Genomic DNA, 19,638 nt, shown 5'->3' with positions numbered 1-19,638 from the left:
ATTATTATTCATAAAAGGTGTATAATAATTAACAGAGTTGCTTGGTAAGGAGGAATTCGATGAAAGTAAGTGTTATCGGAGCTACTGGATATGCAGGAGTAGAGTTATTAAGATTATTAAAAAATCATCCGAAAGTAGAAGTTGTTCATATTACATCTGAAAGTCAAACTGGAACGGGAATTGAAAATATATACACACATTTAAACAATGTTTATACAAAAAAATTAATTAGTATGAAAGATATTGATTTGATTGCTAAAGATAGTGAGGTTGTATTTATTGCTTTGCCACATGGTCATGCAATGGCGGTAGGAAAAGCTTTTGAAGGGAAAAATGTAAAGCTGATTGATTTGGGGGCGGATTATCGTTTTAAAGATACAAGCATTTATGAGAAGTGGTATAAAGTTGATCATACGCATAAAGATGCGAAACGCGTGTATGGATTAGCAGAATTATATCGCAGTCAAATCAAAAATGCGACAATTGTTGGTAATGCAGGCTGTTATACAACAGCAAGCATTCTTGCCTTAGCACCATTGACAAAAGAAGGATTAGTTGATTTACATACTGTAGTGATTGATGCAAAATCTGGGGTATCAGGTGCGGGTCGTTCAGCGAAAGTAGATAATTTGTTTACCGAGCTGTATGATAATTTGAAAGCATATAACGTTGGTGGACATCGACATACTCCGGAAATTGAGCAGGCTCTATCTGAATTTTCAGGTGAAGAGGTTGTGCTTAGTTTTACGCCACATTTGATTCCGATGTCACGCGGAATATTAAGCACTTGTTATGCAAATTTAAAACCGGGTGTTACAACGCAGATGGTTAATGAAGCATTTGAAAAGCTTTATAAGGATGAATATTTTATTCGTTTACTTGGCCATGGGGGCTATCCAGCAACGAAAAATGTTCGTGGTTCAAACTTCTGTGATATTGGCTGGCATGTGGATGAACGTGTGGGCAGAGTCATCGTCTTATCGGTGATTGATAATTTAGTTAAGGGTGCGGCTGGGCAGGCTGTGCAGAATTTTAATATTATGTGTGGTTTTGAAGAAAAGATGGGATTAGAAGGTGTACCTTTATATCCGTGATTTTGATAGAAGATAAAAAGAAAATATTAGGGAGGTTTTATTATGTTAAGAGAAAATAACGCAGGTGTTACACTTGCGAAAGGTTTTAAAGCATCCGGAATCAAAGCTGGAATTAAAAAGAGTGGTAAAGATGATTTAGCAATTATTTATAGTGAAGTACCTGCGACTGTAGCTGGTGTGTTTACACAAAATCTTGTTGCTGCTGCGCCGGTATGGGTTTCGAAAGCAGTTGCACAAAATGGTGTAGGGCAAGCGATTGTTGCCAATGCAGGTTGTGCAAATGCCTGTACTGGAGAAATTGGGTTTGCAAACGCTAAAAAAATGGCTGAACTTACAGCAAAGGAATTGAAGGTAAAAGCTGAAGAAGTATTTGTAGCGTCTACAGGCGTTATCGGTGTGAATTTACCAATGGATAAAGTTGAATCTGGCATAAAAAAAGCTGCAACAGCTCTGGATGATAATGGTAGTATTGCAGCGGGAAAAGCAATTATGACAACGGATACTTATCCAAAAGCATGTTCCTTTACTTTTGAAATTGGTGGGAAAAAAGTAAACATTGGCGGTATTGCGAAAGGTTCAGGGATGATTCATCCGAATATGGCAACAATGCTTTGTTTTGTGACAACGGATGTAGCAATCAGCCATGACCTGTTACAACAAGCATTAGCTAAAGTTGTAACGACTTCTTTTAATATGGTTTCAGTCGATGGTGATACAAGTACAAATGATATGGTTCTTGTTATGGCAAATGGCATGGCAGAAAATGTGATGATTACTGCGGAAGATGCAGATTATGATGCATTCTTAGCGGCATTAAATACGGTATGTACAGAGCTTGCAAAATTAGTTGCCCGCGATGGTGAAGGCGCAACGAAATTCCTTGAAGTCAATGTAAAGGGTGCTGAAAGCTTTGAAGATGCAAAAAAAATTGCAATGAGTATTGCAAAATCTCCATTAGTAAAAACAGCGTGCTTCGGTCAAGATCCAAACTGGGGCAGAATTATTTGTGCCGCCGGTTATGCAGGAGCAAAAATGGTACCGGAAAAGACAGTTGTTTCGCTTGGCGATATTGTCGTATACGATCAAGGTCTTGGTGCAGAGTTTGATGAAGATGCACTTCGCGATGTTATGGCGGAGCATGATATCACAATCAATCTTGATTTACATTTAGGGGAAGAAACCGCAACGGTTTGGACGTGTGATTTTTCCTACGAATATGTGAAGATAAATGGAGAATACCATACCTGAGTTAAATTATAGGGACAGAACGATGGCGGGCAGCCGATTGCGGATAGCAGGGACGATAGACCGCGGGTAGACAATAAATACGTATTTGCGTTGTTGCTCCGCGTGAGGCTTGGTCGATGTACAGACGTATGACTCCGCGCACTCACTTGCGGTGCGCCCAGCAGCTACCTACTTCTTGTCAGCCGGCAGTCTATCTTAGTGCTGGTTTAAAAGGTTTTGTTTTGGGGGAGGTTTTGGAGCATGAGTTTTTTAGCGGAAGATAAGGCTTCTGTCTTGGTGGAGGCTTTGCCTTATATCAAGCATTTCTATGGGAAGACGATTGTCATTAAGTATGGCGGGAATGCGATGATTAATGATGAGTTAAAAGCGAAAGTTATCCAAGATATTGTTTTAATGAAGTTTGTGGGAATGCGCCCAGTGATTGTGCATGGGGGCGGGCCTGATATTACTGGATTTTTGAAAAAAGTCGGCAAAGAGACGGAATTTGTCAGTGGACTTCGGGTAACGGATGAAGAAACGGTACAGATTGCGGAAATGGTTCTTGTCGGTAAAATTAACACGGAAATTGTAAGTTTATTAAATCATAATGGCGTAAAAGCCGTTGGGCTTAGTGGAAAAGATGCAGAATTAATCAAAGCGCAAAAGCATTTGGCAGTTGTACATGAAAATGGAATACAGCGTAAAGTTGATATTGGTTTTGTCGGTGATGTGAAGAAAATCAATACGGAGATATTAAACGACTTATTAGATCAAGATTATATTCCAGTCATTGCGCCAATCGGCGTTGGTGAAGGTAATGAAAGTTATAATATCAACGCAGATTATGTAGCGGCAGAGGTCGCAGGTGCATTGGAAGCTGAAAAGTTGTTATTACTAACAGATATTGAGGGGATTTATCGCGATTATCATGATAAGAGTACATTTATCTCGACGCTTACGCAACAAGAAGCACGGAATATGATTCATGACGGTACGATTGCAGGCGGGATGATTCCGAAGGTAGAAGCTTGTCTACGTTCTTTAGAAGCTGGGGCAGCCAAGACACATATTATTGATGGACGTCAGCCACATTCCTTAATTCTAGAAGTATTCACTCCACAGGGGATTGGAACTGAAGTTGTAAAATAGGGAGAGTGAACCTTAGATGACAAATGAAGAAATTTTTCAAAAGGATAAAGATTATTATATGCCGGTGTTTGCACGCTATCAGCTCGTTTTGTCGCATGGAAAAGGCGTGTATGCATATGATACCGATGGAAAGCAGTACATAGATTATTTGGGCGGGATTGCCGTAAATGTTTTAGGTCATGCGCATCCAAAACTCGTTAAAGCAATTAGTGACCAAGCAGCAAAGATGATTCATTGTTCGAATTTGTATTATACGCAGACGCAAGCAGTTTTAGCGGAAAAGTTAGTAAAGTTAAGCGGTCTTGGCAAGGTATTTTTAGCAAATAGCGGCGCGGAAGCAAATGAAGGGGCAATGAAACTTGCGCGTAAGTATGCACATCAATTCGATGCGGATAAATCAGAGATTATTACGGCGAATCATTGCTTTCATGGGCGAACTTTAGCTACGCTTACAGCAACAGCACAGCCGAAATATCAGCAGGGTGTAGGTCCACTTCCAGAGTGTTTTCGTTACGTGGAGTACAACGATATCAAAGCGTTAGAAGCAATGATAAGTGAAAAAACATGTGCTATAATGCTTGAGCCAATTCAAGGCGAAGGCGGCGTAAATGTTCCTGATGCGGATTATCTGCAAAAGGTTCGTGCATTATGTGATAAATATAATGCGGCGCTAATTTTCGATGAAATTCAAACGGGCATTGGACGCAGTGGAACGATGTTTGCCTATGAACAATTTGGGGTAAAACCGGATATTGTAACTTTGGCAAAAGGATTAGCTGGTGGTGTACCAGTTGGAGCGTTTATTGCTACGGATCAATATGCAGCTGCTTTTCATGCGGGCGATCATGGTTCAACTTTTGGTGGCAATCCGTTAGCCTGTGCGGCGGCAAATACGGTATTAGATACAATTGATGAAGAAAATTTACTGGACAATGTAAAAACAGTAGGGGCGTATTTTATAAGTGAACTTCAAAAGTTAAAAGTAAAATATAGCGGGCTCATCAAAGCTGTGCGTGGAAAAGGCTTTATTCTCGGTGTAGAACTTACAAAACCAGGTCGTGAAATCGTGGATGAATGCTTGAAAAACGGTGCAATTATCAATTGTACAGCAGGTAATGTCCTACGTTTTGTGCCACCATTAATCATTACGAAAGCAAATGTCGATGAATTAATTGTGATTTTGGATAAAGTGTTGGCAAAACATCAATAAATGAAACGGTAAAAGTATTAAATATTTTCTTGTTGCGTGCTATAATAGTACGGTATGGGGGTTTTATAGAATGAAAGGGAAAGATTTATTATCGATCCACGATTTAACAAGTGAAGAAGTAAAGCAAATTCTTAACTTGGCAAAAGAGCTAAAATCAAAACAAAAAGCCGGAATTGAGCATCATTTATTAAAAGGAAAAACGCTAGGCATGATTTTTCAAAAATCATCGACGAGAACACGTGTGTCTTTTGAAGTTGGGATGTATCAATTGGGCGGCAGTGCATTATTTTTATCGGGGAATGACTTGCAAATTGGTCGCGGTGAACCGATTAAAGATACTGCTAGAGTAATGTCAAGATATTTAGATGGGATTATGATTCGTACATTTAATCATGATGATGTCGAAGAGTTTGCTAAATATGCTGACATTCCTGTAATTAATGGGCTGACTGACCTACTTCATCCATGTCAAGTATTAACGGATTTATTGACCATCCAAGAATATAAAGGACAAAACTTAAAAGGTCTGAAATTAGCGTATGTCGGTGATGGCAATAACATGGTGCATTCTTTGATGTACGGCTGTGCAAAAGTTGGTATGCATTTTGCTGTTGCTACGCCAAAGGGTTATGAACCAAACCCAGAGGTTACGGCAAAAGCACTCGAAGATGCAAAAGTAACGGGTGGTTCAATTTTAGTAACAAACGATAGAGTTGAGGCAGTAAAAGATGCCGATATCGTTTATACTGATGTATGGGCAAGCATGGGGCAAGAAGCTGAGCATGATGCACGGGTAAAAATCTTTCAGGATTATCAAATCAATACAGAATTGATGCGACATGCGAAAGCAGATGCGATGGTAATGCATTGTCTGCCAGCACATCGCGGCGAAGAAATCAGTGAAGAGATTTTAGAAAAACATGCGGATGAAATTTTTGATGAAGCTGAAAATCGTCTGCATGTGCAAAAAGCCATTATGGCATTAACGATGTGTGATTAATACATAAAGTAATTAGAGTCGAGGAGTGGAAACAATGAGTGATATTAAAAAAGTAGTATTGGCATATTCCGGAGGGCTAGATACATCCGTAATTATCCCTTGGTTAAAAGAAAATTATAATGGCTGTGAAGTTATTGCAGTTTGTGCAGATATTGGGCAAGGCGACGAATTAGACGTTGTTCATGATAAAGCATTAGCATCCGGTGCGAGCAAAGTGTTTATCGTAGATTTAACAAAACCTTTCCTTGAAGAATACGTATGGCAAACATTAAAAGCAGGAGCTGTATACGAAGGAAAATATTTATTAGGTACTTCTTTCGCACGCCCAATTATTGCGAAAGCATTAGTTGAGATTGCTCGTCAAGAAGGCGCAGACGCAATTGCGCATGGTGCAACAGGTAAAGGCAATGACCAAGTTCGTTTTGAACTTACAGTAAAAGCGCTAGCACCAGATTTACAAATTGTTGCTCCATGGCGTATTTGGGATATTCGTTCCCGTGAAGATGCACTTGCCTATGCTGCGAAACACAATGTTCCAGTTGCAACGAGCAATAAAACATACAGTATGGATAGGAATATCTGGCATCTAAGCCATGAAGGTTCTGATCTTGAAGATCCATGGAATGCACCAAAAGATAATGTATATCTTGTAACAAAATCACCAGAACAAGCACCAGATGAACCTGCTTATGTAGAAATTGAATTTGAAAAAGGGATTCCAGTAGCTGTAGATGGTGAAAAGCTTGGCGCAGTAGAATTACTAACAAAGTTAAATGAAATTGGGGCGGCAAATGGCGTTGGTATTACTGATATCGTTGAAAACCGTCTTGTAGGGATGAAATCTCGTGGTGTTTATGAAAATCCAGGTGGAGCAATTCTTTATTATGCACATCGTGAATTAGAATACTTAACTTTAGACCGCGCAACTTTCCACTATAAAGAAACTGTAGCAATTCGTTATGGAGAACTTGTCTATGATGGAATGTGGTTCAGTCAATTACGTGAAGCATTAGATGCATTTGTAAATCAGACACAAGAAACTGTAACAGGTACAGTTCGTCTAAAACTTTATAAAGGTAACATCATTTCAGCTGGTTCCAAATCTCCTTATTCCTTGTACAGTGAAGAATTCGTTACATTTGGTCGTGATGAAGTTTATAATCAAGCGGATGCAGAAGGCTTTATCAACTTATTCGGTTTACCGTTAAAAGTTAGAGCTTTAATGCAACAAAAAGAAGGTAAATAATGGGTAAACTTTGGGGCGGAAGATTTTCAAAAACTACAGATGAAATGATTAATGAATTTCAAGCGTCAATTCAATTCGATAAACGAATGTATCAAGAAGATATCGCAGGCAGTATTGCTCATGCAACGATGCTTGCAAAATGCGGGATTATTCCAGAAAGTGATACAAAAGCAATCATTGATGGCTTGCAAGGAATTTTAGCTGATATTGAAGCTGGTAATTTTTCTTTTGATGTCGCACTTGAGGATATCCATATGAATATAGAAAAACGGCTGACTGATCGTATCGGTGAAGCAGGTGGAAGACTACATACGGCGCGTAGTCGTAATGATCAGGTTGCCTTAGATACGCATATGTATGTACGCAAGGAAACTGCCAATATTGCAAAATTGGTGCTTGATATGGAAAAAGCACTCGTTGAAGTTGCGGAAAAATATTCAGATGCGATTATGCCTGGATATACGCATTTACAACGGGCACAACCGATTCTTTTTGCACACCATATGTTAGCGTATTTTTCAATGTTAAATCGTGATTTTTCTCGTTTGAAAGGCGTATATGAGCGGGCAGATATTATGCCGCTTGGTGCAGGTGCATTAGCGGGAACGACGTTCCCGATTGATCGCCAGCTTGTAGCTGAGCAATTAAATTTTGGTGCAGTCTACAATAACAGTTTAGATGCTGTTAGTGATCGTGATTATATCTTAGAATTTTTATCTTTTGCATCAATTATGATGATGCATTTAAGCCGCATCAGTGAGGAAATTATTCTTTGGTGTTCACGCGAATTTTCATTTATTGAATTAGACGATGCACATTGTACTGGTTCAAGTATGATGCCGCAAAAGAAAAATCCTGATGTATCCGAACTTGTACGCGGAAAAACAGGCAGAGTGATCGGACATTTAATGGCGATGCTGACAACGGCAAAAGGGTTACCGCTTGCATATAATAAAGATTTGCAGGAAGATAAAGAAGGTTTATTTGATACAATTGATACGGTTAAATTTAGTTTAAGCGTATATAGTGCGATGATTCGCGCGATGCGTGTCAACCAAGAGGTGATGCTAAAAGCTGTGCGTGAGGATTTCTCCAACGCAACGGATTTGGCAGATTACCTTGTAAAAAAAGGATTGCCATTTAGACAAGCGCATGAAGTTTCAGGAAAGAGCGTACATTACTGTATTGAACAAAAGAAATGGTTGATGGATTTAACTTTAGAAGAGTTTAAACAATTCTCGCCATTATTTGAAGAAGATATTTTAGAAGAAATCAAACCAGAAACTTGTGTAGCAAACCGTAATTCCTTTGGGGGTACTTCTTATCAACAAGTAGAATTACAAATCAAAACGGCAAAAGAAATCATGAAAAATCAGCAAGTAATTGTTGATGAATATGATAAAAAAATTAAGTTGTAAAAATAAACGAGATATTGCTTTTGGCAATATCTCGTTTATTTTTACAAAAAAGCTGGTATTTTATCATAAATATGATAAAATACTAAAGTGGTATATATTTTTAAGTAGCTTATGACTATTGGGTTATGAGCTTTTTCTGTTTTTAATATGTGCCATAAATATTTTTTGAGAGATTTTATAGGGGGAGAAATCGTGAATAACTGGTTTAAGTTTTCGGAACGTGGGACGAATATTTCTACGGAAATATTAGCGGGTCTTACTACTTTTGTTACTATGATTTACATAGTTATCGTAAATCCGGCAATTCTTAGTCAAGCAGGTATGGACTTTAATGGTGTATTTGTTGCGACGATTGGGGCAACGATTGTTGCTACTTTAATTATGGGGATTTTTGCGAATTATCCTATCGCTCTTGCACCTGGTATGGGAATGAATGCGTATTTTGCCTTTGGTGTCGTTATTGCAGGTGGAATTGCATGGCAAGGTGCTTTAGGTGCAGTATTTGTATCAGCAGTTATATTTGTTTTATTATCATTGACAAAATTTCGTAATACTCTAATTGATGCAATTCCTATGAGTTTAAAACAAGGGATTACAGCAGGAATTGGACTTTTTATCACATTTATTGGTTTACAAAATTCAAAAATTATTGTAGATTCACCAGCTACTTTGGTTACTATGGGGAATTTAGCTGAACCAATGACTTTTCTTTCAATTATTGGACTTATTGTTACAGCTGTATTAATGGTTTATAATGTAAAAGGTTCTTTATTTATTGGAATGATTGTTACAGCTGTTATTGCATATTTTGAAGGTTTAGTTGTTATTCCAGAAAGTTTCTTTTCAATGCCAACAGGTCTTGAACACACAATGATGCAAATGGATGTTGAAAGTGTGTTTAGTGGTGGTTTATATGCAATTGTATTTACATTTTTAATTGTTACTTTGTTTGATACTACTGGAACAATGCTTGGTGTTGCTGAGCAAGCGGGCTTACTTAAAGATGGTAAATTCCCAAAAGTAAGAGGCGCTTTACTTGCTGATGCAATTGGTAGTACAGTCGGTGCTATGCTTGGTACAAGTCCAACATCTTCTTATGTTGAATCTGGTGCAGGCGTAGCTGCAGGTGGCCGTACAGGATTTACTGCGGTTGTTGTTGCAATTTTATTTGCACTTACACTATTTTGTGCACCAATCGCGCAAATGCTTGCTTCAGTTCCAGCTGTTACAGCACCATCCTTGATTGTTGTTGGTTTTTTAATGATGGGCGGACTTCGCAAAATTGATTGGTCTGATATGGAGGAAGCTTTTCCTGCATTCCTAGTATTGTTCTTAATGCCAATCAGTTATAGTATTGCGACTGGTATTGGTGTAGGATTTATCGTATATCCACTAATTAAAGTGTTACGTGGTAAAGGATCAACAGTACATCCATTGATGTATGTATTTATGGTTCTTTTCATTATTCAACTAGGGTTTTTACATCACTAATTTTTGAATTTTAAGTTGTAGAGGTAGTATATGAAGAATAAGATCATACAAAAATTTTCTATTGTTTGTTTGACCTTTGTTTTTGTTTTTGCTGGATTTAGTATGATTGCAAATGCAAAACCGTTTGTATGGGTAGATAAGCCAAAAGACTATGGCAATAATAGCAAGGAATATTCCATTATGGGGGATGCAATTGCAACAAAAGAGCAATGTTTGAAATACTTGTTAAAATCTAATCCAAGACCGTCTCTTACCGTTAGTCCTAAACAATTAGTAGATTACTATTATGAAGAGGGAAACCGCGAGGGAATCAGACCGGATATTGCTTTTGCGCAAGCATTACAAGAAACTGGCTACTTCCGCTATGGTGGATCAGTATTAGCAGGTCAAAATAATTATTGTGGATTAGGTACTACAGGTGGTGGTGTAAAAGGTGCATGGTTTAAATCGGCACAAATTGGCGTTAGAGCGCATATTCAACATATTATGGCATATGCAACAACGAAAAAACCACAAGCAACAATTGTTGACCCACGTTATGATGTAGTAAAAACTACACGCAATTTTGGTAAAGCAAAAACATGGTCGGATTTAAATGGAAGATGGGCAATCCCTGGAAATGGGTATGGTCAAAAGATATTAAAAATTCATAGTGATATATTAGCGACGAAATAGAACGAACAGAGGGGGGAATCTCACAATATGAGATTCCCCCCTCTGTTTTCAATGCCATTTTAAAATTTTAAATTCAGCAGGTGTAACTTTACCTGGAGGTGAGTTAATTATCGTTACAATATCTCGAAATGGTTTAATAGCACTTCGCTTATATTTTAAGATAGAACCAACCTTTAAAAATACAGGTTCAGCAATTATGTTACCTTTGGCCTGCATAGCGCCAAAAAAATTAACATCGCTACTTTTAAAAGTAATATTGCCAAAAGAAATCAAAGTGACATAATCAAGACCAGCATTATTATTAACGAGAACGTTACCTCGAACAATTAATAAAATTTGTTTGTTTGGATTTTGTTCTATATAATCGCCAATACAAGCCGAATTTTGTATTGTAAGGTCTCCGTCTACAAAAATTTCTAATTGACCTGGGCGGGATAATTTCAAAGTTAAATAGAGAAATTCGCGGGAGATATCGCCATCAATGAGTAAATTCCCATCGATATAAAGTCGTTCGCCAGGAGGATATGCTTTATCTCGCAATAATTTGTAAGTTTTTTTCCCGTTAGCTGTTGATACCGATACATTGCTATCCTTAGCCCATTCAGGTGCTAATTTACGAGCGTTTTCAATGTATCTATCAGGAAGGTTATAAATTCCTGCATCATTATTAATATAATTATTAGTAGCGAAACTACCAACAAATCCATTATGTTTTACATTTTTTTTAGGGCAAGCGTAGATTGTACTGCTATAGGAAATGGAGTTGAATAAATCTATTGAAGTATTAGAATATATATTTCCTCCCCATAATCCAGCAAATAAATCAATCTTACCTTCAGCAAAGGCAAAAAAGTATTCATCATACATAAAACTATTCCAGGAGTTTGGAGTTTCTTTTGTTTTTGCTTGCACATCTACCCGTACGGTTCTTTCGGTATTGTTGTATCTACCCGTAGAAATTATTGTGTAATTATTGGTTCCGGAAGCATGTGTATGTGTAGTCGTATAAGTAGCAGTATAAGCAGGAGAATGAGGATCAGTTGTAACCCGTTGCGGAGTGACATAATCGATAATGATTAGGCTATCATCAAGGTCCTCATAAAACTCGGCAATTACTCTTTTGGCTCCAGCTTCAGCTACTGCTTGAGCGATTTCTCCGTTTTGATCTATTTTTGTCATATGTAGCATATTTGTTGCTGCTGGTAGTAATCCTGCCATCACAGTAAGGATTATTGCAGTGATAATTAAAGCGATGGCAGTAGAAAATCCTTTATCATTAAGCATAATTACGACTCCCTTATTACATTTGGTGCGAAGAAAGTTTCTTGATATTCAACTGCTGGATAATTAGGATTATCAGGGTCGAGGAGAAACATTCGAACGCGGATATACCGACGATCTTCAAAGCTGGCAGTAAACAGCGTTGAGCGAGTAATATCAATGCATTCTGGAGTGCGACGAATTTCATTACCATTTGCATCTGTGACCATAAAGCAAGCATTGACTTCGCGCATGTGATGAGTTCCAGATGATGTACTATATTGACAAGTTGTTTGATTAGTAGTGTCTTGGAAAGGATCATCATCATTTTTATTTATATCTTTTATTCCTTTTGCAGGTAATTGAATTGTAGTCATATTTCTAAATTCTTCTTGCAATATTTGATGAATTAATTTTTCTTGTGTCTCAATAAATTGTTTTGAGAGTTGGTTTCTATTAGTTGCATACGAATAAGAAAAAACTGAAAATAGTATTGAAAGAATAATGGTGAGAATAGAAATGCCAATCATCAATTCAATTAAGGTAAATCCTTTTTGCTTCTGCATAGTGTTGACCTCCTATAAATTTTGAGGCTTGCTGAGAAAATATTTTATGACTTCATAACTTCTATCTATCGAATTTCCATTAATATTTTCTTGCCAAGTAACCGTGACTTTTATTGGAACAATATCGAATTTAGAAAGGATTTCATTAGGTATTTCACAAGTCGGAAGCGTATCATCAACATTTTTTATACTTATAATTTGATTGTTTTGCTCTGCTAACTCAATTAATGTTTTATTGCCGCTTTTTATTGGATAGCCATTATTATTTATTATTTGAGATTTTGTTGTTTCATTAATATAGTCGTATCCGGGTAAAACCGTACATTCTATAGTGTATTTATGTTCTCCTTGCCCATTTGCTCTATTACTAGGATGGTTATAAACTTCGGGACAAATATTCCACCAGTTTAGATTTAATCGGTCAAAACCTCTATATTCATATTGTTTTAAATAATTTATTTGTGTACGTGCTAATATTACCGCTGCTTTTTCATCGTCATTCATAATATTTGTTTTACTAACCATAATATAAAGTCCAAGAACAGAAATGAATGCAATACTAATGACAATAACAGCTGTTAGTACATCTACTAAAATGAAACCATGATTTTTACTAATTTGATTCAAAGAATTTACCTCCTAGTGGATTAAATTAATTTGAATGACCGGTCATTCTTGGGAAAACAAAAAGAATTCACATATCTAAATAATGATATAATAACTTGAACTTAAAAATAATCAAAAAGATATGTGATTACATAATAAATAAAAATAATCAAATATTTGCATTTTTCTTTGGGCTATTTAATAAATCATTGACTTTATCATTGGTTATTCTACAAAAATAGCAAAAAATCCTTCCTAAATTTAGATAATGTAGGAAAAAATCTTACGAATAAATCCACTGGTAGGAAAGCTTTGTTTATATATTAAATACTAAAGATACAGAATGGAGAAATAAATCAGAAAATAATGATTCTAAACTTGACATGTATACAATCGGAGAAATATAATAAGTAATTATAGATTTAAGTATATTTCTGGATTTTCTGAGTTGAAACGAATTCGGAGATATCTTTTGAATTAGCGTTAAGGGGATGTTTTTATGGCTGAAATTAGATTTGAGCAGACTGCTACATTAAAAGAGAAACCTGATGTATCCAAAATTGGATTTGGAAAAGCGTTTTCGGACTATATGTTTGAAATGGATTATAATCCGAAGGATGGTTGGCATGATCCAAGAATTGTTCCATATCGTGATATATCTGTCAGCCCAGCAAATTGTACGCTTCATTATGGGCAGGCAATTTTTGAAGGAATGAAAGCTTTTCGTACCTATGACAATCGGATTGTTATTTTTAGACCGCTCGACCATATTAATCGTTTAAATAATTCAGCACGTATTCTTGATATTCCACAGGTCGATGTTGAAACGGTTCATCAGGGATTAAGAAAATTAATTGAAATAGAAAAAGATTGGGTTCCAGCGAAAAAAGGAACAAGTTTATATATTCGTCCATTTATTTTTGCAACAGATCCTTATTTAGGTGTTAGTGTAAGTGCTACATACAAAATGATGATTATTTTATCCCCGGTAGCAGCTTATTACGCCGCTGGATTTAATCCAGTAAAAATTATGGTAGAAGATACTTATGTGCGTGCTGTTCCGGGCGGATTAGGCGAGGCAAAAACACCGGCAAATTATGCAGCAAGTTTGCATGCTGGCCTTGTTGCACATGAAAAAGGCTATGATCAAACGTTATGGCTAGATGGCGTACAGCGTAAGTACATTGAAGAAGTTGGCTCAATGAATATCTTATTTAAAATAAAAGGCGAAATTGTTACACCAGCACTTTGCGGTAGTATACTTTCAGGGATTACACGCAAAACAGTTTTATCAGTTGCAAAAGAGTGGGGCGTGCCGACAGCGGAACGTCGTATTACAATAGATGAAGTACATGAAGCTTATCAAAATGGCGAGTTGGAAGAAGTATTTGGATCAGGAACAGCAGCTGTAATTTCTCCTGTAGGCGAGCTTTATTATAAAGGCGAAAAGATGGTTATCAATGATGGGAAAATAGGTCCATTTACGCAAAAGATGTATGATCATATTACGGGATTGCATAGCGGTGAAGTTAAAGATACATTAGGTTTTGTTGAAGAAATTATAAAATTATAATAAGGATGAAAGAGAATCCCCGATGACTGAAAAAATCATGATTCGGGGATTTTTTATGGATAATTAGATACAATAATATATATTAGAAAAATGCAGTCATAATGTTTGTATTTGACATATTTTCGGTGTAAAATATATAGGGTGTTATAGGCATTAAGGTTTATTTTTCTTATTTATCTAAAAACATCGCAAAACAAAAAAGGTTTTTACCCTTAAAAAAGAGAATAGCTTTTTATGAACACTAAGTTGAGGGGTTTTGTATATGCCAATACAATTAAAAGGATTAATTTCAACCATTAGCTTCCTTGACATAGTTGATATTCTGATTGTAGCGTTTATTTTATATAAACTTTATATGCTACTAAAAGATACTAGGGCAATCACTTTAGTGAAAGGGCTTTTAGTTCTTTTGGTGCTTACAATGGTCAGTAATTGGCTAGGTCTTAATGTAATCTATTGGTTAATGCAAAAAACGGTTACGCTTGTATTCGTTGCTTTACCTCTGGTTTTTCAACCAGAGCTTAGGCGAACTTTGGAACATTTAGGGCAGGGGAAATTATTTGGTAAATCTGTATTCTTAAATATAGAAGAAGCTAAATCTTTGGTCAACGAATTGGATAAGGCGGTCATGGTGCTGGCGCAAAATAAGATTGGTGCATTAATCGTTTTAGAGCGCGAAAATATATTGAGTGATTATATTGCAACGGGTATTCAAATTGATGGATTGGTATCATCTGAATTTTTAATTAATGTTTTTATTCCGAATACACCATTGCATGATGGCGCGGCAATTATTCGCGGGAATCGAATGATATCAGCAGGTTGTTTGTTGCCGTTAACGGATGATCGGACACTTAGTAAGGAACTCGGAACTCGACATCGGGCGGCGATTGGGATTACGGAACAATCGGATGCAATTGTGCTGGTTGTGAGTGAAGAAACCGGAACGATTTCTATTGCAAGAGGTGGGCGATTGACTCGTCATCTTGATTCGGAAAAACTGAAACAAAATCTTAAACCATTATTTACGACTCGTCCAACCAGTATCATGGATTGGTTTAATTGGAGGCACTCGAAATGATGGATATGTTAAATAGAAATGTTGCTGCGAAAATTATCGCTTTAATTGTAGCTATTATTTTATGGTTTTTTGTGATGAATGAACAGAATCCCGCAATTGATAGCAATATAACTGTACCATTAGAAGTACAAAATGCTGCTGATGGCTATGTGGTGAATCGTACTGTTGAGACTGTAAAGTTAAAGATAAGAGGTCCACGCAGTTTATTTGCTATGGCTACAGAGCGTGATTTTAAAGCTTATGTTGATTTAAATGGTGCTACAGAAGGAAAGCATTCAATGAAAATACAGACTTCATTGCCACAAGGATTTGAAGTTGTTACTGTATCTCCAGAAAGTGCAATTTTTGAAATTGATAAAATCGTCCAGAAAGATGTATCAGTTGAAATTGCTTTTTCCGGAGCATTAGAATCTGGGGCGACGATAGGAAAAGTAGTTCCTGCATTTGAAAAGGTTCGAATTGAAGGACCAAGTAATGCCATACATGAAGTAGCAAAGGTTGTTGGGTATTTAAATTTATCTGGTAGAGACAGTGACTTTAACGTTGCTGTTCCAGTGGTTGCAGTGAATAATGATGGAAAAGAAGTCTCAGATGTACAAATAACGCCAGCAGTGGTCAAAGTCGATGTATCTGTTGTCAAAGGATTGTATAAAAAATATGTAGATATTAAGCCAAATGTAAAAGATGATTTAGCGGCAAATTATGTATTACATGGTGTTCGCTTAAATCCAGTGAAGATTGATATCTATGGGGATCAACGTGTGGTTGATACATTAGAAGTTGTATATACAGAACCAATTAGTTTAGCAGATGTCAAAGGCTTGACGAAAAAGCAGATCAAATTACAGCTGCCGATTGGTATTACCGTAATAAATGATGTAATTCAGGTTGAGATTGATGTTGCAGAAAAGAAATAAAGCACAAGGAGATTTAGATTATTGTTACGCATAAATAATTTTAATGTGCCGTTTGACGATGTTTCTCCTTTAAAAGAATTAGTAGCAAAACGTTTAAAAATGCCACCTCAAGTTGTACTTGAGGTGGTTGTTGTGCGTAAAGCTATTGATGCACGGCGGAGAAAGAACAGTCCAATTTATTTTGTGTATTTATTGGATGTAAAAGTTGACGCAGAGGAAAGAAAAGTTTTAGCTAGATTAAAAAATGATAAAAATATTGCGATTGTAGAACCTAAAGAAAGAGAAGTTCTTCATTATGGTGATATTGGGTTAAAAGAGCGCCCTGTCATTGTGGGGCTTGGGCCAGCAGGACTTTTAGCAGCGGTTACTTTAGCGCAGCATGGGTATAAGCCGTTGGTATTGGAGCGGGGAAAAGATGTTGATCGTCGCAATGACGATATTGAGCTGTTTTGGCAAACTGGAAAACTATCGGAGCAATCGAATGTGCAATTTGGTGAAGGTGGTGCGGGGACTTTTTCCGACGGTAAGTTGACGACACGCGTAAATGATAGTAAAATGCGTGATGTGTTAAACTTATTTGTGGAAGCCGGCGCACCAGCGGAGATTAAATATTTACATAAACCGCATATTGGAACGGATAAGCTGAAAATCATGGTAAAAAACTTGAGAAAAAAGATTATCCAATTGGGCGGCGAAGTGTTATTTGAAGCACAAGTTACCGATGTTGAAATCAAAGAAGGTAGAGTATGTGGCGTTGTTGTAAATCAGGATGCACAGATAAAATGTTCTCTGCTTATGTTGGGAATCGGTCATAGCGCACGTGATACTTATGAAATGCTTCATCAAAAAGGGGTTGCGATGCAGGCAAAACCTTTTGCTGTAGGTGTGCGCATTGAGCATCCGCAAAACTTTATTGATGATGTACAGTATGGAAAAGAAGCTGGACACGAGCGGCTGCCGGTTGCAGATTATGCATTGACTTATCAAGATAAAGAAACAAATCGTGGTGCATATTCTTTTTGCATGTGTCCAGGTGGTGAAGTTGTAGCGGCGACATCTGAATTCAATCAGGTGGTAACGAATGGAATGAGTAACTTTAGACGTGATTCAGGTGTGGCAAATAGTGCGTTACTTGTGACTGTTGGACCAGAGGATTTTGGTAGTGATGTTTTAGCCGGAATTGCTTTTCAACGCAAATATGAGAAGTTGGCGTTTGAATGTGCCGGTAGTAATTATTTTGCACCAGTGCAAACAGTTGGAGATTTTCTAAATGGTAAAAGTGGTAGTAAAGATTTTCTTATTCAGCCAACCTATCGTCCGGGTGTAACTCCAGTAGACTTAAGAGAGTGTTTGCCTAAGTTTATTACGGAGACCTTGAGACATGCATTGCCTGATTTTGGACGGAAAATTAAAGGCTTTGATCATCCATCAGCAGTAATGACAGGTATTGAATCTCGTTCGTCAGCGCCATGCAGGATTATTCGTGATAAAGAGTATGTATCTATTAGTACTGAGGGATTATATCCGATTGGTGAGGGTGCAGGGTATGCAGGGGGAATTATGAGCGCAGCATTAGATGGATTAAATGCTGCTTTAGCTGTAATTCGCAAATATAAGTCGTTTTAAATCAAGATAATTTTAATAGATTGAATAGATTGAATAGAGTGATTTGAAGGGAGCAAACAAATTTGGCTAGACTTTTTGGAACAGATGGGGTACGTGGTGAAGCGAATCGTGAGCTTACGCCAGAATTAGCATTTCGTTTAGGACGAGCTGCTACAGTTTATTTCGGTGAACATACGCATAAGCAACCAGTAATTATTATTGGGCGTGATACGCGTATTTCAGGAAAAATGTTTGAATCTGCATTAGCGGCAGGTATTTGTAGTGCTGGTGGTAGAGCTGTACTTGTTGGTGTAGTGCCAACGCCGGCAGTAGCTTTTTTAACTCGAAAAATGGAAGCGCAAGCAGGTGTCGTGATTTCTGCATCACATAATCCATATTATGATAATGGAATTAAGTTTTTTGGCGCAAGCGGTTATAAATTACCGGATGCTGTAGAAGATGAATTAGAAGAAATTGTACGGACGATGGAAACAAATGATACATACTATCGCCCATTGGCAGATAAAGTGGGAAAAGTAGAGTATCATCATGAGTATATCAATGAATATATTGATTATGCGATTGATACAGTGAAAGATAGTTTTGCTGGAATGAAAATTGTTATGGACTGTTCCAATGGTGCGTCTTATGAAACTTCACCCATTGTATTTAGGCAACTTGGTGCGGAAGTTATCGTGATTCATGACCGCCCGAATGGTACGAATATCAATGACAATTGTGGTTCAACGCATATTGAAAGTTTGCAAAAGGCGGTACTGGATCATAAAGCAGATATTGGAATTGCACATGATGGTGATGCTGATCGGTGTTTAGCTATAGACAATAAAGGACAATTGATTGATGGCGATCAGATCATGGTAATTTGTACTTTAGAGAAAATAAAACAGGGTACACTAAAAGATAATACTTTAGTTACAACGGTGATGAGCAATATTGGATTGCACCAAGTGATTAAAGCAAATGGTGGTAAATTGGAAATCACTGCAGTTGGTGATCGTTATGTATTAGAGAATATGTTGGAAAATGGTTATAATTTAGGCGGAGAACAATCTGGGCATATTATTTTTAGTGAATTTTCTACGACTGGTGATGGACTTATTACGGCATTACAGCTTGTTTCAGCTGTAAAAAGAAGTGGCAAAACATCTGCCGAGCTTGCCGGAGTAATGACACGGTATCCGCAATTGTTGGTAAATGTACGTGTAGGAGATAAAGCTGGATGGGAAGCAAATGAAAAAATTAAAGCGGCGATAATGGCTGGTGATCAAGAACTTGGTGAATCCGGACGTATTTTAGTCCGTGCATCTGGTACAGAACCTTTAATTCGCGTAATGGCAGAGGGACCTAACCAACCACAGCTTGATCGAATTTGTCATGAAATTGCCGATGTAGTCAAAAAAGAACAAGGTTAAATAATGATTGACCAAATAGAAATATTATATTAAAATGTGTACATGCAGAGGAGCAATTAAGCTCCTCTGTTCTATGTAAAGGACAAA

General features: G+C 37.2%; 18 protein-coding genes. 15 read left to right on the top strand and 3 right to left on the bottom strand.

The genetic code is table 11. The features are described from left to right. Positions 1–59 precede the first annotated feature (59 nt). From argC to ACWZFG_RS05210, 10 genes are all read left to right on the top strand, one after another. Entirely contained in the window at positions 60–1,094 is a 1,035-nt protein-coding gene (argC, locus tag ACWZFG_RS05255; protein WP_177504417.1) for an N-acetyl-gamma-glutamyl-phosphate reductase, read from the top strand. A 42-nt stretch (positions 1,095–1,136) separates the two neighbouring features. Beyond that, positions 1,137–2,342, top strand: coding sequence for a bifunctional glutamate N-acetyltransferase/amino-acid acetyltransferase ArgJ (gene argJ, locus ACWZFG_RS05250; RefSeq protein WP_177504415.1), 1,206 nt, complete (start codon positions 1,137–1,139; stop codon positions 2,340–2,342). A gap of 116 nt (positions 2,343–2,458) precedes the next feature. Continuing rightward, a complete protein-coding gene (locus tag ACWZFG_RS05245; protein ID WP_418626528.1) occupies positions 2,459–2,605 on the top strand; it encodes a hypothetical protein in 147 nt (48 codons plus the stop codon). Further along, complete coding sequence (gene argB, locus ACWZFG_RS05240; RefSeq protein ID WP_177504413.1) at positions 2,583–3,470, top strand: acetylglutamate kinase; 888 nt, start codon at positions 2,583–2,585, stop codon at positions 3,468–3,470. The genes ACWZFG_RS05245 and argB overlap by 23 nt, the downstream gene beginning before the upstream one ends. 16 nt (positions 3,471–3,486) lie before the next feature. After that, complete coding sequence (locus tag ACWZFG_RS05235) at positions 3,487–4,680, top strand: acetylornithine transaminase (protein ID WP_177504411.1); 1,194 nt, start codon at positions 3,487–3,489, stop codon at positions 4,678–4,680. A gap of 70 nt (positions 4,681–4,750) precedes the next feature. Further along, on the top strand, positions 4,751–5,680 hold the full coding sequence (argF, locus tag ACWZFG_RS05230) for an ornithine carbamoyltransferase (protein WP_177504409.1): 930 nt from the start codon (positions 4,751–4,753) through the stop codon (positions 5,678–5,680). Between the two features lie 34 nt (positions 5,681–5,714). After that, positions 5,715–6,926 (top strand): argininosuccinate synthase, encoded by a 1,212-nt coding sequence (locus tag ACWZFG_RS05225; RefSeq protein ID WP_147670447.1) that lies wholly within the window; start codon positions 5,715–5,717, stop codon positions 6,924–6,926. Then, on the top strand, positions 6,926–8,344 hold the full coding sequence (argH, locus tag ACWZFG_RS05220) for an argininosuccinate lyase (protein ID WP_177504407.1): 1,419 nt from the start codon (positions 6,926–6,928) through the stop codon (positions 8,342–8,344). Before ACWZFG_RS05225 ends, argH begins: the two co-directional genes overlap by 1 nt. 192 nt (positions 8,345–8,536) lie before the next feature. After that, entirely contained in the window at positions 8,537–9,835 is a 1,299-nt protein-coding gene (locus tag ACWZFG_RS05215; protein WP_147670451.1) for an NCS2 family permease, read from the top strand. Positions 9,836–9,865: 30 nt separating this feature from the next. Next, positions 9,866–10,510 carry a glucosaminidase domain-containing protein gene (locus ACWZFG_RS05210; RefSeq protein ID WP_177504403.1) on the top strand — a complete coding sequence of 215 codons (645 nt, stop codon included), beginning with the start codon at positions 9,866–9,868 and terminating at the stop codon, positions 10,508–10,510. A gap of 48 nt (positions 10,511–10,558) precedes the next feature. Here the strand turns inward: ACWZFG_RS05210 and ACWZFG_RS05205 are convergent, their stop codons facing one another. From ACWZFG_RS05205 to ACWZFG_RS05195, 3 genes are read right to left on the bottom strand one after another with little or no spacing between them, the layout of a single operon-like run. After that, positions 10,559–11,794 carry a hypothetical protein gene (locus ACWZFG_RS05205; protein ID WP_177504401.1) on the bottom strand — a complete coding sequence of 412 codons (1,236 nt, stop codon included), beginning with the start codon at positions 11,792–11,794 and terminating at the stop codon, positions 10,559–10,561. Between the two features lie 2 nt (positions 11,795–11,796). Then, positions 11,797–12,336: a prepilin-type N-terminal cleavage/methylation domain-containing protein gene (locus ACWZFG_RS05200; protein WP_177504399.1), complete on the bottom strand. Its 540-nt coding sequence runs from the start codon at positions 12,334–12,336 to the stop codon at positions 11,797–11,799. A gap of 12 nt (positions 12,337–12,348) precedes the next feature. Beyond that, positions 12,349–12,963, bottom strand: a complete 615-nt coding sequence (locus tag ACWZFG_RS05195; protein ID WP_177504397.1) for a hypothetical protein — start codon at positions 12,961–12,963, stop codon at positions 12,349–12,351. 478 nt (positions 12,964–13,441) lie between these two features. Here ACWZFG_RS05195 and ACWZFG_RS05190 point away from each other — a divergent pair, with 478 nt between their 5' ends. The 5 genes from ACWZFG_RS05190 to glmM all read left to right on the top strand — a co-directional run bounded on the left by ACWZFG_RS05190 (position 13,442) and on the right by glmM (position 19,551). Further along, the gene (locus ACWZFG_RS05190) at positions 13,442–14,515 is read left to right on the top strand and encodes a branched-chain amino acid aminotransferase (RefSeq protein ID WP_177504395.1); all 1,074 of its coding nucleotides are present in this window, start codon (positions 13,442–13,444) and stop codon (positions 14,513–14,515) included. A gap of 262 nt (positions 14,516–14,777) precedes the next feature. Continuing rightward, positions 14,778–15,596, top strand: a complete 819-nt coding sequence (gene cdaA / locus ACWZFG_RS05185; protein ID WP_147670463.1) for a diadenylate cyclase CdaA — start codon at positions 14,778–14,780, stop codon at positions 15,594–15,596. Beyond that, on the top strand, positions 15,593–16,513 hold the full coding sequence (locus tag ACWZFG_RS05180; RefSeq protein WP_147670465.1) for a CdaR family protein: 921 nt from the start codon (positions 15,593–15,595) through the stop codon (positions 16,511–16,513). Before cdaA ends, ACWZFG_RS05180 begins: the two co-directional genes overlap by 4 nt. Positions 16,514–16,534: 21 nt before the next feature. Then, positions 16,535–18,139, top strand: a complete 1,605-nt coding sequence (locus ACWZFG_RS05175; RefSeq protein ID WP_177504393.1) for an NAD(P)/FAD-dependent oxidoreductase — start codon at positions 16,535–16,537, stop codon at positions 18,137–18,139. Between the two features lie 62 nt (positions 18,140–18,201). After that, a complete protein-coding gene (gene glmM, locus ACWZFG_RS05170) occupies positions 18,202–19,551 on the top strand; it encodes a phosphoglucosamine mutase (protein WP_418626527.1) in 1,350 nt (449 codons plus the stop codon). Positions 19,552–19,638 lie beyond the last annotated feature (87 nt).

Source organism: Anaerosinus sp., from assembly GCF_965318445.1.
Note: the sequence above shows the minus strand (reverse complement) of the source record. Positions and strands in the feature narration are given on the sequence as shown.

Bases quoted from the DNA above. Each gene is read 5' to 3' on its own strand.
- argC (WP_177504417.1), top strand. From the start codon at position 60: ATGAAAGTAAGTGTTATCGGAGCTACTGGATATGCAGGAGTAGAGTTA.
- argJ (WP_177504415.1), top strand. From the start codon at position 1,137: ATGTTAAGAGAAAATAACGCAGGTGTTACACTTGCGAAAGGTTTTAAA.
- ACWZFG_RS05245 (WP_418626528.1), top strand. From the start codon at position 2,459: ATGTACAGACGTATGACTCCGCGCACTCACTTGCGGTGCGCCCAGCAG.
- argB (WP_177504413.1), top strand. From the start codon at position 2,583: ATGAGTTTTTTAGCGGAAGATAAGGCTTCTGTCTTGGTGGAGGCTTTG.
- ACWZFG_RS05235 (WP_177504411.1), top strand. From the start codon at position 3,487: ATGACAAATGAAGAAATTTTTCAAAAGGATAAAGATTATTATATGCCG.
- argF (WP_177504409.1), top strand. From the start codon at position 4,751: ATGAAAGGGAAAGATTTATTATCGATCCACGATTTAACAAGTGAAGAA.
- ACWZFG_RS05225 (WP_147670447.1), top strand. From the start codon at position 5,715: ATGAGTGATATTAAAAAAGTAGTATTGGCATATTCCGGAGGGCTAGAT.
- argH (WP_177504407.1), top strand. From the start codon at position 6,926: ATGGGTAAACTTTGGGGCGGAAGATTTTCAAAAACTACAGATGAAATG.
- ACWZFG_RS05210 (WP_177504403.1), top strand. From the start codon at position 9,866: ATGAAGAATAAGATCATACAAAAATTTTCTATTGTTTGTTTGACCTTT.
- ACWZFG_RS05205 (WP_177504401.1), bottom strand. From the start codon at position 11,794: ATGCTTAATGATAAAGGATTTTCTACTGCCATCGCTTTAATTATCACT.
- ACWZFG_RS05200 (WP_177504399.1), bottom strand. From the start codon at position 12,336: ATGCAGAAGCAAAAAGGATTTACCTTAATTGAATTGATGATTGGCATT.
- ACWZFG_RS05190 (WP_177504395.1), top strand. From the start codon at position 13,442: ATGGCTGAAATTAGATTTGAGCAGACTGCTACATTAAAAGAGAAACCT.
- cdaA (WP_147670463.1), top strand. From the start codon at position 14,778: ATGCCAATACAATTAAAAGGATTAATTTCAACCATTAGCTTCCTTGAC.
- ACWZFG_RS05180 (WP_147670465.1), top strand. From the start codon at position 15,593: ATGATGGATATGTTAAATAGAAATGTTGCTGCGAAAATTATCGCTTTA.